This is a genomic window from Paenibacillus sp. VCA1 (assembly GCF_031583795.1).
Classification (GTDB): Bacteria; Bacillota; Bacilli; order Paenibacillales; family Paenibacillaceae; genus Paenibacillus_AQ; species Paenibacillus_AQ albilobatus.
The window spans coordinates 261,400-275,532 of the sequence record NZ_JAVLSX010000002.1 but is presented as its reverse complement, the minus strand read 5'-3'; the positions used below and the strand labels follow the sequence as shown (position 1 = coordinate 275,532).

Here is a 14,133-nt window from a genome sequence, read left to right as displayed (position 1 = left end):
ATCATGAGCGAAGCAAGAGTACCGTGGAATAAGTCGACCATTGATGAGGATTTTATCCGTGCTAATTACTACAAAATGAGCGCAAGGGAAATCGGAGAGGCATTAGGGGTGTCTCGTGAATTAATAAACCACAGGGCAAGGAAATTGGGATTGCGGAAATCAAAAGTTCCGTTTGTCGCATTAGAGGGAGAGGAATTGAAGCAGATTCCAGAAGCTCCAAATTATGCGATATCGAACCTCGGCCGGGTGGTTAATCTAGAAAACATGACTTTGCTGCGGCCCAAACTAGACCGAACCGGATACGTAAAAGTGGTCATGTATGCGGGCGACAAAAGAGTTGAGAGGCGCGTCCATCGCTTGTTGGCAGAGGCGTTTATAGACAACCCAGACAACCTTCCGTTTGTCAATCACATTGACGGCGACAAGACTAACTACGCAATTGAAAATCTGGAATGGGTTACGCCTAAAGGGAACTCACAGCACGCTTCTGAAACAGGCTTGCTTCGAAAAGGGGAAGATTCTCCCCATGCGAAAATAACGGAAACGCAAGCCCGCATGATTTTAGATGACTCTAAACAAGGCCTAACCCCTAGCCAATTGCTTGAGAAGCACCCCTACGCCACTAAATCGATAGTCACAAAAATAGCGGATAGAACGCGTTGGAAACACTTAGATCGCGGTATTTCTTGAACGTGCAACGACTAAGCGAAAGCCGTAGGGTGCAAGCGATTGGCACTCGAAATGGGAGACGCCCAGAACGGGCGAAGATATAGTCTGCTCTGCGCAGTAATGCGTAGCTGCCGAAAGGCGGCGCGGAACTAGCGAACCCGCGCGAACATAATGCAAAGAAAAGGATCGGGCGCCGGATACTATAACATTTTCGGCTGGGACGTTATGGAGTTTCTTGACGCGAAGAAAATCAACGCGGATGAGAAGGTGCGGTTAAAAACGCTATCGATCGGGCTTATTGTTCCGTCCAAATTTATCGAACTGGCCGAAAATAACGAGCCATATTACGTTTTCGCGCCGTACACCGTTTACCAGGCGTTCGGTACACACCTTGACGATATGGACATGTCGGAAATGTACGATAAGCTGGTCGCACATCCGGACGTCAAGAAAAAGGCGATGAATGCACGCGACATGTTAACGAAGATCGCCACGACACAGCTCGAGTCTGGCTACCCGTACATCATGTTTAAGGACAACGCGAATAAAACGCATCCGCTTAAAAACATCGGCCAGATCAAAATGTCTAATCTGTGTTGACTTAGCACCCTCTCGGAGCAATCTGAGAGTGCAAACCCGCCTAAACGGGGAATCTCTCCTCGGAGACAATCCCGTGCTAACCCTCATCTACGTAGCCCCGAAAACTAAATCATTCGGAGGCAATGTTATGTTCGTAGTATACGAGATTGAATGTAAACCAAACGGGCGCAAGTATTTCGGAAGAAGCCAGGAAGTGCAGAAAAGATGGCGGGCTCACCGTAATATGCTGCGGAAAGGCGCACATAGTAATTCTGATCTACAGCGTGATTGGGAAGAATTCGGAGAAGATAACTTCAAATTTAGGGTACTACAGTTGTTCGATAACTACGAGGAGTCCGTCACTGCGGAGCAACACCTTATTGATTCTAGTAGAGGCGAATCGTACAACATTGCCAACTCAACCTACGGTGGAGACACCTTCACGTTTAATCCGAGGAAAGAGGAGATACGAAGGCTTAGACGTGAACAGATGAGCGGATCGGGAAACCCTATGTTTGGAAGAGAAAAGTCCGATTTTATAATCACGAGGATAAAAGAAGCCAACTCCAAAAGAATACGCATAGAGGGGAATCAGTACGCAAGCACGACGGAGGCTTCGAAAATCCTAGGGGTCGGCATTTCCACGATACACTACCGACTCAACGCTAAATCAGATAAATACCGTGACTGGGTTTACGTAGATGAGGAAATGCCTAACGACTATCGAAACCACGCGTGATGCGGAAGGGAGTAGAGTAGGGCGCAAGCGATTGGCGCTCGAAACGGCGGGCGGCCCAAGTGGTCGAAGATATAGTCTCTTCTGCATAGCGATATGCAGCAGCCTTTAGGCGGCGCAGACATAGCGAATCTGCGCGAAGATAAAGACCGAAATTTTTCAGCTTATGGAAACTAGCATCATTACGGAATACGGCCAGCCGGACGAAATTGGCCTCGATATCTCGTGTAACCTCGCATCCATCAACATCGTGACCGCGATGGCTTCCGGTGATTTGCGCCGCGTTGTTCACTCCGCTATGGACTCGGTCACCGCCGTATCCGATTTGACGAGCGTAGAGAATGCGCCAGGCGTCCGCAAAGCGAACGAGTTGATGCATTCGGTCGGGCTCGGCGCGATGAACCTGCACGGATTCATCGTTAAAAACAAGATCTCGTATCAGTCCGTACTCGGTCGGGAGTTTGCCGACGTATTCTTCGCGGCCATGAACTATTACTCGCTCGAACGTTCGATGCAAATCGCGAAAGAACGCGGCGGCACGTTCCACCGATTCGAGGAAAGTGACTACGCAACCGGAGAATACTTTACGCAATACCTCGAAAATGACTTCCGACCGCGCTCCGAAAAGGTCGCGAAGCTATTCGAAGGCATAGCGCTGCCTGGTCCGGAAGATTGGGCGCAGCTTAAATCGGACGTGCAAAAATACGGAATATGGCACGCGTACCGTCTGGCGATCGCGCCAACGCAGTCAATCAGCTACGTGCAAAACGCAACGTCAAGCGTTATGCCTATCGTTGACCTAATCGAGACGCGTACGTACGGCAATTCGCAAACGTTCTATCCGGCGCCGTTCCTTGCTCGCGACAACATGATATCGTACACAACCGCGTTCAACATGGACCAATTCCGGATTATCGATATGGTTGCGACGATTCAGCGGCATGTCGACCAAGGGATTTCGACGATTCTATTCGTGAACTCGAACACGCCAACTAACGAGCTTGCCCGATATTACCTGTACGCACACAAGCGCGGCCTTAAATCACTTTATTATACGCGGAACAAACGTCTATCAGTGTCCGAATGCACGTCTTGCGCAGTCTAATACGAGGAGGACGATTACTTGACGAACAAATTTAGAGCTGTAAATTGGAATCGGCCGGACGACGAATTTAGCTTGGCGTTCTGGAATCAGAACATTACGCAATTTTGGACGGATGACGAGATCCCGTTATCCGACGATAAAATGACGTGGATTACGCTATCCGATTCGGAGCGCGACGTCTACAAAAAGGTGCTCGGCGGCTTGACGCTTCTCGATACCGTTCAAGGCGGAATCGGCATGCCGCAAATTCTCGAACATGTCGACGGACTGCAGCGTAAAGCGGTCCTCGGATTTATGGCGATGATGGAGCAGATCCACGCGAAATCGTACAGCAGTATCTTTACGACGCTTGCCTCAACCGAAGAGATTGACGAGGTATTTCGTTGGGTCGAGGATAACCGGTTCCTGCAGCGGAAAGGCGAAATCATTAGCGGTTATTATCACGCAATCGATTCGCCAGAGCGCCTGTATATGGCGATGGTAGCTTCGGTATTCCTTGAATCTGCGCTATTCTACTCCGGATTTTATTATCCGCTACTCCTCGCCGGCCACGGAAAGCTTACGGCCAGCGCGGAGATTATTGACCTCATCATGCGCGATGAGGCGATCCACGGCCAATACGTCGGCACGCTGGCGCGCGAGATATACGACGAGCTGCCGCCGGAAACCCAGGCGGTACTTGATCGCGAAGTGTCGGCGCTGCTGACACGGCTTTACGACAATGAGGCGGGCTATACCGTCGATTTGTACGCGCCGCTCGGTTTGGAGGACGACGTGCTGCGATTCTTGCGGTACAACTTTAACCGCGCGTTGATGAACCTCGGCCGGGACACGCATTTTCCAGACGAAGAGATCAACCCGATCATCCTCAACGGAATCAATACGGCAACGAAAAACCACGACTTCTTCTCGCGTAAGGGCAACGGCTACCAGCGCGCCATGAACGTCGTGCCGCTGACTGACGCGGATTTCGTTTTGCCGGAGATTCCTGCGGTTTAATAGCGAGGAAGTTTAGCGGAGGGCCTGCGAGGGTCTTCCGTTTTTTTTTTTTGCGGAAAGTGTGAAAGTGCCCGCTCAACCTTTCTATATTAATTTACCGGCGCAAAAAGTTTCGCTGAAAGTGTGCGAAACGGATGCGGCCGGCAACAAAGTAAGTGTAAGGCGCAAATAACCGCGCCGAGCGCAAATAAAACAATCGGAGGGGATTCGATGTTTAACGAGGTTAAGCGTAAAGCAGCGGTGGGCGAGCGCATTAAGATTGTTGACGCAATGGTGACGTTTGGCAAGTACCAGAATGGCGATGAGTTTACAGTCAAAGAGTTGCGCGAAACCGGCATATCTCCCAACGAGGTGTCCGCAGGTATTTGGCATGAAGAGTATGTCGTTCTTGAACCGGTAGCCCCGGCCGCACTATCTGATGACTCCGCGGACTTGACGCAAGCCTTCGCGCAATTCGTTCGCGAGAACGCCGACGCCATCCGCAAGTATCTCGATCAAATCGAACAGCCGCAAGTGGTCGGAGCCACGCCCGTTCCTAAACCGCTGACCCGCGCAGATGTCATCGGGATGGCACGTAAGGATGTGGCGGAGTTGCTTCGGATTGGTCGCGATGATAATAGTCGCTTACCACAAGAGTCTAGTCCGTTTCGTAGCGAATGGTTTGACGTTGAGTTCCACGTTAACCGCGATAAGAGAACGGTTGTTGCGCTTGTCCACAAACTTAACGGATTCAGCAACGTACCATATCCGCGGAAAGCTGGCGGTCCTCACGCAAAAGGTATCGCAAAGTGCGCGCCCGGCGACGTTTTTCACGCAGACCTCGGCAAAGCGATCGCGCTGAGAAAGGCGCTTGGCCTGACGATTCCGACCGAATATACTGACGCGCCGCAGCCGGACGAGCCGCGTGTTGGGATGGTAGCGCTTTGGGATAGCTTCCTTAGCGGCCCTGTTCGCACGGCATTTACGAAGAGAGCTCCGCAACACGACGGCTCCGATTTCGGTAACTACGCGTTTTATCATACAAGTTTCAGCGGATGGATTGCGGACAAGCAGTACAAGGTCATCGACGACACCGACGTTGATTATAGCGTCGGCTCTGCGGAGGAGGCTGCGTAAATGGAGGATCTGATTACAATTCCGAAAAGTACGTACGAAAGGCTGCTCCGCGACCAGACGTTATTAGACTGTCTCAAAGGCGCTGGCGTCGATAACTGGTCCGGTTATGACGATGCAATGGAAATGTTCGCGGAAAGTGAGGACGCATAATGACAATGCGAATTATCAGCGCACTTGTTGCGGTATATTGGGCGCTCGCACTCATCGCGTTCATTCTCGGAATGTATGAGCCTGGCCGCATTATCATCGGATTCCTAATCGCATTCTTTGCGGTAGAGATGGTGATATCCGCGTTTTCAATCAATCGAAAGGAGGGCGCGGAATGAGCGAGATCCCCGTAAAAATCAAACGTCTGCATCCGGACGCCGTAATTCCGCAATACGCAAAGCCCGGCGACTCCGGCTTCGATCTCGTCGCGGTAGAAGACGTCATCATTGCGCCAGGGGAGACGGCACTTGTTCCGACGGGCCTCGCGTTCGAAATTCCGGAAGGCTTCGAAATGCAGGTGCGGCCGCGATCCGGAATCAGTTTGCGGACGAAGCTTCGCGTAGCTAACTCGCCGGGGACGGTGGACGCGGGGTTCCGCGGAGAGGTTGCGGTGATCGTCGATAACATTGCGCAGAAGTCATATAGCGTGTGTGAGGACGAAATTTACGAAGACGCAACGTTCTGTTTCACGCTGATCGACGGAGAGGCAACGCTGGGCGAGCCGGATAATTATGACGGAGATGAGGCAATTACAGCCAATACGTATTGGATTCGCAAAGGCGATAAAATTGCGCAGGGAGTGATCGCGCCGGTCATCCGCGCAACGTTCGAAGTTGTCGAAGAGCTGACGGAGACGGAACGCGGGTCCGGCGGATTTGGACATACCGGGGTGACGGCGGAAGTAGTCGCCGAGAACGTACGGAAAGCTTTCGACGTTCTGCCAACGAAGGAAGAGGCGGCCGAAAACGTACGCAAAGCTTTCGCGTCGTTACCGACAATGGCGGAGGTGATCGGGGAGTGATCGACGCGATATACGTAATGTTGATTAACGGACGGCCGTACCGCAAGAATGGCGCAATCAGGACGTACAAAACTCGGGAACGCGCGGAGAAAGAGGCGCAGAATCTGGCGAGATTTCCCTCATACCGCGACGACAAATTCGAGGTTGGCGTGTTTGCGGTGTTCGACGTACAGCCCGTGGAGACAAAGCCGTGTGAGCCTCCGGTGGAATGTGCGCCGTGGGGAGTGACGGCGGAATGACCGAGGTTGAGTACCTGGCGGCTTACCCGACGCTCGCCGAACGTGTTACTTACGCACAATGGTGTGGTGACGAGTCTTGCGGAGAAACACACGACGTGATCGAAGGCGGTGCGATTAAGAGTTCGGAACCCATGCGTCTTTGGTATTCAAATGGCTGTCGCATATTGACAGACTTGTCAGACCGGCCATGGTGTGTACCACCTTGCGCAATCAATGCGAACTATTATGTATCCTGCGTTTATGGCGAGTGGGCAATCCACTATTTCGCAGCCGGCGCGGGAAAGTCGTGGGATTCGCGGATCACGGACTTGGTTGACGGCGAGGATTGGCGCACGATTAATGACTGGATCGACCGGGTATTCAAAGTCCGCGAAGGAGATGCGCGAATCATCCGAATCATTAAGGCGTCTGTGATTGAGGCGCTCGAAAACGTAAAAAGGAAGGAGGCGGCGGCATGACGCAATGGGCGCTTGAACATCCGTTTCTTACGTTTTTCATTATCGTAATCGGAGTCGGATCAATATGCGAAGCAGTCGCTGCGTTCGCTAAACGAAATTAAGGGAGGACGAAAATTGAACGTTAAGCTAATAGCGCACAGCACGCTATCAGACGATTTCTCTGACGAAATCTTCGCTCAAACTGGCATTAATTACGAAGGTGACGACAGGGCCGCAATCGCCCTTACCGCAATCCGAACGTGCTACTCTCCGCTCAAGCCGACGGAAATCGTCGCAAAGGAGGGCGCCAAGTATTTCGGAAACGCAGCGTCAGACGGCGAAGGAGGCACGGACGCGGACCGGCTATTCCGTCACATAACACGCAGCGGGCACACTTCCACGCTCGAACATATCACGTACACGTTCGCGGTCGAAGGCGTAAGCCGATCGCTCCTGGCGCAATTGACAAGACATCGGCACCTTTCGTTCAGCGTACAGAGTCAGCGTTATGTCCGGATGGGGAGCGCGGACAAGAGTGGCGGATTCGAGTACGTGACTCCGCCGAGCGTTGGCCGACACGACGGTTCGATAGTGAACGAAGACTGGGGTGCATTCTCAAACGCATTCTCGCTATATGAGAGCGTAATGGAGTACTTGCAGTCCGCGTACGATGCATTACGCGCAGCCGGAGTCCCGCCGGAAGACGCCCGCATGGTCCTGCCGAACGCCGCAACGTGCAATCTCGTCATGACCGGGAACCTGCGCACGTTCCTCGATTTCTACGCGAAACGGCGGCCGGGCAACGGTGCCCAGCATGAGATCGCTAAGCTTGCCGTCAGTGTCCGCGACGAGATCGTGAAGGTCGATCCGTGGTTGGCCGCATACTTTGATGCGAAGGAGGACGAATAACTTTGACGCCAACAATAACGCTCCATTTCGAAAACTGCGAAGCACTCGACATCGCGCCGGAAGACGTCACGTTTTTGCATATGTCCGGCATTGCCGATTCCATGACGTATACCCCACGATACCAAAGCACGTATAAGTCTGTCGCGTTCGTAAGACTCAGCGTAGAGGACAAGCCGGAGTATCGTCGCATTATGCGCTGGAACGACGTCGTATGTATGGCGGTTGACGGCGTTGATTACTACGTCAGATGGCACGAAGACGACGAAGTGGACAACCGCTATCAGAAGTCGGTAATCGAGCCATATAGCGGAGACATTAGCGTTGTCATTACGAAGGAGGCGTAACATGGCCGAAATCATCCCGTTCCCTTGCGTACAGAACGAAATCGCCGCAGCACTCGAATCCCTCGCAGCTCAAGCGCGAGCCGGCCGCGTTACTGGCGTCATGTTCGCGGTAACCGGTCCGTTAAGCGGCACAGAGCCGGTCCTTACCGGATGGCACGGCGTCGACCTGGCGGAAAGAGCCGTCATGTTAACGCACCTGCAGTTCGATCTAATTGACGCATATCTCGACGAATAGGAGGCGATCGAATCCGGCAGCTAATCGGAGCAATCATCGCAATAACCATCGCACTATCAACTATCCCGCAGGGCGTGCCGCCGAATAACGCGAAGGAAGCGCCAACTTCTAGCGCGGTCAAGGCGCCAGCAAGGACGGAGCCCTCCGGTGAAACAGGGAGTTCCGATGAAACAGGCAATCATCGGCCCTCCTCGGACAATCACCGGAAATCTCCTCCGCAGAAATGGCGCACATTCACGGCCACCGCGTACACCGCGTTCTGTGATACGGGATGCATCGGTGTAACATCCACGGGAATTGACGTAAGTCACACGATAAAGTACAAGGGCCGCCGCATAGTCGCGGTCGATCCGGCGGTGATTCCGTTGGGGACCGAACTTACTATCCGCTTGGCTGACGGAAGTGAAATCGAAGCGATCGCCGAAGATACGGGCGGCGCGATTAAGGGGCGTAAGATTGACGTTCTGATGTCGAGCGCACGGGATGCGTGGGATTTCGGAAGGCAGACGGTAGAGGTACGAATCGACGCAACAAGCGGCGAAATAAACAAATAGGGAGCGGATTATATGAAGAAATATTTGCGTTGCTTTAAAAACGGTCGGGATATTACGGTAGGGAATCGGTATGAAATCGTAGGGGAAACAAAATGCCTCTTCGATATGTGTTACGTAATCATTGACGACGCCGGCGAACGTCACCATTTTACGATTGAACCGGACGAAAACGGCAAGAGTTACCTCACGTGGTTCACGCTCGAAACGGACGAGCAGCCGCGTAAAATTGACGGAAGAAAAGCGGAGATTACTCACCCCGGAAGACGGTTCAGTACGTATACAAGATTCGCTATAAAACATGGTTACCCGGAGGCTGCTCACGATTATAGTAAGAGCCAAAAGGACACGCGTGCAGCACCGAAAGAGGGTGAAATAGTTACGTTGCTTGTCTCAGGCGAACATGACAGCATGTATGAAGGTGACACGTTGTGGATCGTTGAGGCCGCGAACGGAGAGCGTCACATTTTTAACGAAAAGGGGCTGCGTATCTTGGACGAAAATAATACGTTGTTGCCGGACGAATCACTCGGCGGAGTCATGCGCGAGTATCGCGAGGTTAAACGGAAGGCGGTGAAGGGTGAGCGGATCAAATACGTGTGGCCCGGCAAGCCTTCGCACTATAACATCGCAAAAGATGTTAGGGATTCGGGCGATGTCGATATTGCCAATCCATACGATAGTGAGGACGGGGAAGGCGAGGTTGTGGGATGGGGCGCCGCCGCTTACGTTGTCCTCGAACCGACCGATATCATCCGCATCGATAACAAGCGCCTGCGCATGGTCGATCGGAAGGCTGCGGTGGGCGAGTGTGTGATTATTACGTTTTCGCGTCGTGCTTGTTTCACAGTTGGCGAAACGCGAACGGTTAAGAAGAACGAGACGGTACCCGCAGGTGACGCGTACAGTGTCGACGGGCCGGGATACTACCTTCTTCGCGCGGAAGACTCACGCGTGCTCGAACCAGTAAACGAAACCGCAGCCGTATCGGAACTCTCATCGCTTCCAGCCGCTGAACAAGCCGCGGAGAATATCGCCGCATTGGCTGCGAAGGTACAGGCGCTTGAGAAAACTGTCCGCAGAATGGCGATTCAACTCCGCGTTGCGCAAGAGGACGTTGTACTTATCGAAGAGGGCGTAGCGGACGATATCAAATCGCTAGAATCACGCGTGGCGGCACTCGAAAATGCGAAGGTACGGACGATGATTGATACGCATTTGAAGAAATCCCCGCAGCAGATCCGCGACGAAATCGTTGAGCGTGCGAAGGCTGACGTTAGGGAGTTGCTTGATCGCAATTATCCGAGGTCTGACGGATACCATCCAAGTATTTGGTTTACGAATAAGGACGGAGCCTCTATTACGGATAAATGCGAATTTATCGTAAATCGCGATAAACGCACGGTTGTTGCGCTAATTAGTCTGATTGGTGGCAAGCCGTTTCGTAAAGGCATCGCAAAATGCGCACCAAACGACGTATTCAACGCTCATATCGGGAAGGCTATTGCGTTACGCCGTGCGCTCGGCCTCGAAGTGCCTGCGGAATATCTGAACGTGCCGAATCCGACGGAGGTTCGAGTGGGTGACGTTGTTATCGGAATTCTCTCCGGCGTAAAAGCCGTTGTTCATCATGTTGGTAACGGTGACGTTATCGGCAATCGTTCCGGATGGGTTTACGGTCGATACGAAGACGGAGACGCGCTGAGTACGTATAACTTCAAGATTATCGACGATTCTCGCGAAGACAACGCCGCAGTACGGAAGGAGGTGTCAGCCGCCTGATGGAAACCGCATATATCGTCGTAGAAATTTCGACCGGGAAGATGGCGCTCGGACGAGTATATCAAACGAAGCGTGACGCAAAGCTGGCGATTAAGCAGCGTATATGGAAACCGAAGTGGCCGCAATACGCGGTCGCATCGTTTATCGGAACGCCAACTATCGTGAGTACCGTTAACGCAGACGGTAAATGGACGGAGGTGTCCGCTGAGTGACGCAAACTCATCTACCTAACATCGGCCTAATCGGCAAGCTCCGCGCAGGCAAGGACGAAGTTGCTCGTTATCTGGCGGAAATATACGACTACACGCGTTTCGCTTTCGGCGACGCGCTGAAAGACGATTTCCACCGCCGATACCCGGAAATCCCACGCGAACCGAAACCACGCGCCGGCTACAAATTTCACGGCCAATTCATGCGCGAACATCTCTACGAGGACATATGGATACGTAGATGTCTTGCGGAAGTAAAGCGCCAGTATTACGGTAGCCTCGACTTCCGCGCCGTCATCACCGACGTTCGCCAGTTAAATGAAGCTCAAGCGCTCAAATCGGCCGGCTACACGTTGGTTCGCGTCACAGCACCGGATACCGTCCGCATCGATCGCGCCATTAAATCCGGCGACAAATTCGATTACGGCGACCTCATGCATGGTACCGAAACGGCACTCGATGGGTTCCCGGCGGACTTTACCGTAGACAACGGCGGCACACTGGACAGACTGTATGCGCAAATTGACGAAATCATGGCGTACTTATCGGGGGATTGGCCGGAGTGAGAATAGACGAGATGTACGACGAAATCATCCGCGATGTTGTAGACCGTGCGTACGATGCGGGCTATCAGCGAGGATATGAGAGTGGTAATCGCGACGGAATGCTGGCGGTCCTTTGCGGTCGCATGCTTTCGAAAGGGAACGCGGTGATTGGCGAAAATAAGGCGGAGGTGGATGCTTAATGGGCAAGGCGTCTCGCGCAAGATGGGACGGCAACGTCCGCAGCATGGCGATCATTGCGAAACCACGCGAGGAAATAACGGCGGAGGATCTCGATTTCCTTCGCCAAAACTACACGTCAACGGGCGGGCTACTCCCGAACGCTTACGCCGGCGGCGCCTTTTACACGCCGACGCACGTTGCGCGCTTCATTGTCGAGGCTCTGCGCGGGCTCAGCGGCGGTTCATTTCCGGCAAGGTCCCGTTTCCTCGAACCGTCGGCGGGCAGTGGCGTATTTATCGAACACTTACCGCAAGACGCCGAGATCACAGCGCTTGAACTCGATGAGACAAGCGCCAAGGTAACTTCGCTACTCTATCCGAACGCCAACGTCATCCAGGGCGACGCGTTTAAGCACGGCCGGCGCGACCATTACGATTACGTGATCGGCAACCCTCCGTATGGCGTGAGCATCGACATTGCCGCCGAAGACGTACCGGATGATTTCGTTACGCTGACGAAAAAGAAGGGCGGACGTCTTGGCGGAAAGTCGGAAGCCGCGTTTATCGAACTCGCGATTGAAGCGGCCAAGCCCGGCGGCTACATTGCGTTCGTACTCCCGCTGGGGCTTAACTACGCTAATTATGCGGAAAAAGTCCGGCAACTTCTTTACCGAACATGTTGGCACGTGGCGACGATAATGCTGCCGGGAGAAACCTTTGCGCTGACAGGCACAACGATTCCGACGCAGATACTCATCACTCGCAAGGCACCGCCGGGAACTCCGCTAATTCCTTCTGCAGAAAAGCGGTGGGGGTCGAACTTCAAGCGTGGCGGCTATGGCGATATTACTGGATACGACGCCAAGTTCCTCGCAGGCCAGATGCCGGCTTACTTCGCGCAGATAACCGACATCGGCTACGACAAGGACGGAAAATCCACGGATAAATTGGGCGACGGCCTTACGCAATTGGACGAGCTACTCGAAGACTTTACGGACGATTACCTGATGCGCTCGAATTTATATCCGCACATTCCGTCGTGGCACAGCGTTAAGGACGTCAGCGCATTCATGTTCTCGCACGGAAATGGGAGCTGCGACGGATATCGGGAGGCAAGCGGAACATACAAGGACGGCCCCTTCCGCTGGAACGAGTTAACGCTGGGCGCCGGCGTTGAAGTCGAGTGGCATGGCGAAAGGGTAAGCACGTTCGATTTCGGATGGCAGGATCGGATAGTAAACGATTATTACGCGGAGTTGAGCGAAACAGGCAATCGCTTGACTCCCGAAAAGGAGGCCGCATAAATGGGCGCAGTCAAGGTTGATACGGAAAAGCAAACGCGAGCCTACGAAGTTAAATACGCACTCAACGACGTGGCCGGTGTTAAGGCGCTGCTCCGCGATCGCCACCGAATAGCCGAGCGCAGGTTCCGCGGGGACACTGCCGCATCGGACATCATTATCGACCTACACAGCGCAATCGAATCGGCGGGCCTAACGGAGCGCCAGGCGGAAGCGATTGCGTGGGTTTACGGCCGGGATCTGACGCAGAAGACAGCGGCGGCCATTATGGGCATCGCACAGCAAAACGTGGCGGCAGCGGTTGACAGGGCGGCCGAAGCGATTGCTAGCGTGTTCAAGCGATGGGAGTACGGAGAAATCACGGTCGAATTCGAAGTTGATGACGAGGAGGCTGCGTAATTGGGGACAGACTATAAATCGGAATTTATCGTGCATGTGGACGAGTTGATCGCGGCCAATATCGAAGACAGAAAGGAGCGCATGGCGGCCGTGGAGGTGTTGACCGACCGGTATATCGAGGCGCATGGGGAAACGCCGGATGCTGCGCAGCTTGAGCGCTTGACCGATTATATATTGCGCGAGGAATTGACGTGTACGGATCGGATGAAGACGCGAAATGAAGAATATCCTTTTTTATCCGAACGTCAGCTAGAACGCAGGCAAGAGCAGGAATATTCCGAAGGCCTGGCGGAATCGTACGACACAGACAGCGTTAACCGTGCCAAGCCGGAGCGCCGTCACAGGACTGCGAAAGAGCATCGCTTTGTCGATAAGGTAGCGCAGGCTAAGAACAAGAAGAGGAACGCACAGTATAAGCGAGATACGTCGCCGGGACCGGTTGTGACGTATAATCTTCGGGATACGGGCGGCGTGTTGGCGGACGAGTTCGTACAATGAGTCGGAATTTAAATAATGAAAAGAGCGTCGCGAAGCCGCGGCGCTTTTATTTTACGCATTTTCAACGGCGAGAACATCGGACACGCGGAACCACTCGCCGTCGACCATAAAGCGGCGGCCCTGCGGATCAACGCGTTCAATTACGCCGATGACATGTGCGTCGTCATATTCGTCGTACATACGTAGGTTGATCGGTTCACGCGTTTGGTGGGCCTCGATGAGATATCGCAAAATTTCCTCCGGCGGTGCTGGCGTCACGCAATTCGTTTTCATCCGTATATCACCTCTCCGG

General features: G+C 53.3%; 20 protein-coding genes and 2 pseudogenes. 21 read left to right on the top strand and 1 reads right to left on the bottom strand.

The window, feature by feature from the left end:
- Positions 1 to 3: 3 nt before the first annotated feature.
- The 21 genes and pseudogenes from RJP21_RS04880 (at position 4) to RJP21_RS04780 (ending at position 13,841) form a co-directional block, all read left to right on the top strand.
- Positions 4 to 690, top strand: coding sequence for an HNH endonuclease (locus RJP21_RS04880; RefSeq protein ID WP_310858328.1), 687 nt, complete (start codon positions 4 to 6; stop codon positions 688 to 690).
- 153 nt (positions 691 to 843) lie between these two features.
- Positions 844 to 1,266 (top strand): annotated as a pseudogene (locus RJP21_RS04875) (ribonucleotide-diphosphate reductase subunit alpha); the annotation flags it as partial.
- A gap of 130 nt (positions 1,267 to 1,396) precedes the next feature.
- Entirely contained in the window at positions 1,397 to 1,987 is a 591-nt protein-coding gene (locus RJP21_RS04870) for a GIY-YIG nuclease family protein (protein WP_310858327.1), read from the top strand.
- 145 nt (positions 1,988 to 2,132) lie between these two features.
- Positions 2,133 to 3,089 (top strand): annotated as a pseudogene (locus tag RJP21_RS04865) (ribonucleotide reductase large subunit); the annotation flags it as partial.
- Between the two features lie 18 nt (positions 3,090 to 3,107).
- The gene (nrdF, locus tag RJP21_RS04860; protein WP_310858326.1) at positions 3,108 to 4,088 is read left to right on the top strand and encodes a class 1b ribonucleoside-diphosphate reductase subunit beta; all 981 of its coding nucleotides are present in this window, start codon (positions 3,108 to 3,110) and stop codon (positions 4,086 to 4,088) included.
- Between the two features lie 210 nt (positions 4,089 to 4,298).
- Positions 4,299 to 5,204 carry a hypothetical protein gene (locus RJP21_RS04855; protein WP_310858325.1) on the top strand — a complete coding sequence of 302 codons (906 nt, stop codon included), beginning with the start codon at positions 4,299 to 4,301 and terminating at the stop codon, positions 5,202 to 5,204.
- On the top strand, positions 5,205 to 5,354 hold the full coding sequence (locus RJP21_RS04850; RefSeq protein WP_310858324.1) for a hypothetical protein: 150 nt from the start codon (positions 5,205 to 5,207) through the stop codon (positions 5,352 to 5,354).
- A 172-nt stretch (positions 5,355 to 5,526) separates the two neighbouring features.
- Positions 5,527 to 6,213, top strand: coding sequence for a dUTP diphosphatase (gene dut / locus RJP21_RS04845; protein ID WP_310858323.1), 687 nt, complete (start codon positions 5,527 to 5,529; stop codon positions 6,211 to 6,213).
- On the top strand, positions 6,210 to 6,452 hold the full coding sequence (locus RJP21_RS04840) for a hypothetical protein (RefSeq protein ID WP_310858322.1): 243 nt from the start codon (positions 6,210 to 6,212) through the stop codon (positions 6,450 to 6,452). The genes dut and RJP21_RS04840 overlap by 4 nt, the downstream gene beginning before the upstream one ends.
- Positions 6,449 to 6,910: a hypothetical protein gene (locus tag RJP21_RS04835; RefSeq protein ID WP_310858321.1), complete on the top strand. Its 462-nt coding sequence runs from the start codon at positions 6,449 to 6,451 to the stop codon at positions 6,908 to 6,910. Before RJP21_RS04840 ends, RJP21_RS04835 begins: the two co-directional genes overlap by 4 nt.
- A gap of 114 nt (positions 6,911 to 7,024) precedes the next feature.
- Positions 7,025 to 7,798, top strand: a complete 774-nt coding sequence (gene thyX / locus RJP21_RS04830; protein ID WP_310858320.1) for an FAD-dependent thymidylate synthase — start codon at positions 7,025 to 7,027, stop codon at positions 7,796 to 7,798.
- 2 nt (positions 7,799 to 7,800) lie between these two features.
- On the top strand, positions 7,801 to 8,142 hold the full coding sequence (locus RJP21_RS04825; protein ID WP_310858319.1) for a hypothetical protein: 342 nt from the start codon (positions 7,801 to 7,803) through the stop codon (positions 8,140 to 8,142).
- Positions 8,120 to 8,377, top strand: coding sequence for a hypothetical protein (locus RJP21_RS04820; protein WP_310858318.1), 258 nt, complete (start codon positions 8,120 to 8,122; stop codon positions 8,375 to 8,377). Before RJP21_RS04825 ends, RJP21_RS04820 begins: the two co-directional genes overlap by 23 nt.
- 74 nt (positions 8,378 to 8,451) lie before the next feature.
- A complete protein-coding gene (locus RJP21_RS04815) occupies positions 8,452 to 8,931 on the top strand; it encodes a 3D domain-containing protein (protein ID WP_310858317.1) in 480 nt (159 codons plus the stop codon).
- Positions 8,932 to 8,943: 12 nt separating this feature from the next.
- Entirely contained in the window at positions 8,944 to 10,710 is a 1,767-nt protein-coding gene (locus tag RJP21_RS04810) for a hypothetical protein (protein ID WP_310858316.1), read from the top strand.
- Entirely contained in the window at positions 10,710 to 10,922 is a 213-nt protein-coding gene (locus RJP21_RS04805) for a hypothetical protein (protein ID WP_310858315.1), read from the top strand. The genes RJP21_RS04810 and RJP21_RS04805 overlap by 1 nt, the downstream gene beginning before the upstream one ends.
- Positions 10,919 to 11,485: a nucleoside/nucleotide kinase family protein gene (locus RJP21_RS04800; protein ID WP_310858314.1), complete on the top strand. Its 567-nt coding sequence runs from the start codon at positions 10,919 to 10,921 to the stop codon at positions 11,483 to 11,485. The genes RJP21_RS04805 and RJP21_RS04800 overlap by 4 nt, the downstream gene beginning before the upstream one ends.
- Positions 11,482 to 11,664, top strand: coding sequence for a hypothetical protein (locus RJP21_RS04795; RefSeq protein ID WP_310858313.1), 183 nt, complete (start codon positions 11,482 to 11,484; stop codon positions 11,662 to 11,664). The genes RJP21_RS04800 and RJP21_RS04795 overlap by 4 nt, the downstream gene beginning before the upstream one ends.
- The gene (locus tag RJP21_RS04790) at positions 11,664 to 12,947 is read left to right on the top strand and encodes an HsdM family class I SAM-dependent methyltransferase (RefSeq protein ID WP_310858312.1); all 1,284 of its coding nucleotides are present in this window, start codon (positions 11,664 to 11,666) and stop codon (positions 12,945 to 12,947) included. The genes RJP21_RS04795 and RJP21_RS04790 overlap by 1 nt, the downstream gene beginning before the upstream one ends.
- On the top strand, positions 12,948 to 13,343 hold the full coding sequence (locus RJP21_RS04785; RefSeq protein ID WP_310858311.1) for a sigma factor-like helix-turn-helix DNA-binding protein: 396 nt from the start codon (positions 12,948 to 12,950) through the stop codon (positions 13,341 to 13,343).
- The gene (locus RJP21_RS04780; RefSeq protein WP_310858310.1) at positions 13,344 to 13,841 is read left to right on the top strand and encodes a hypothetical protein; all 498 of its coding nucleotides are present in this window, start codon (positions 13,344 to 13,346) and stop codon (positions 13,839 to 13,841) included.
- A gap of 51 nt (positions 13,842 to 13,892) precedes the next feature.
- Here the strand turns inward: RJP21_RS04780 and RJP21_RS04775 are convergent, their stop codons facing one another.
- The gene (locus tag RJP21_RS04775; RefSeq protein WP_310858309.1) at positions 13,893 to 14,114 is read right to left on the bottom strand and encodes a YolD-like family protein; all 222 of its coding nucleotides are present in this window, start codon (positions 14,112 to 14,114) and stop codon (positions 13,893 to 13,895) included.
- Between the last annotated feature and the right edge of the window lie 19 nt (positions 14,115 to 14,133).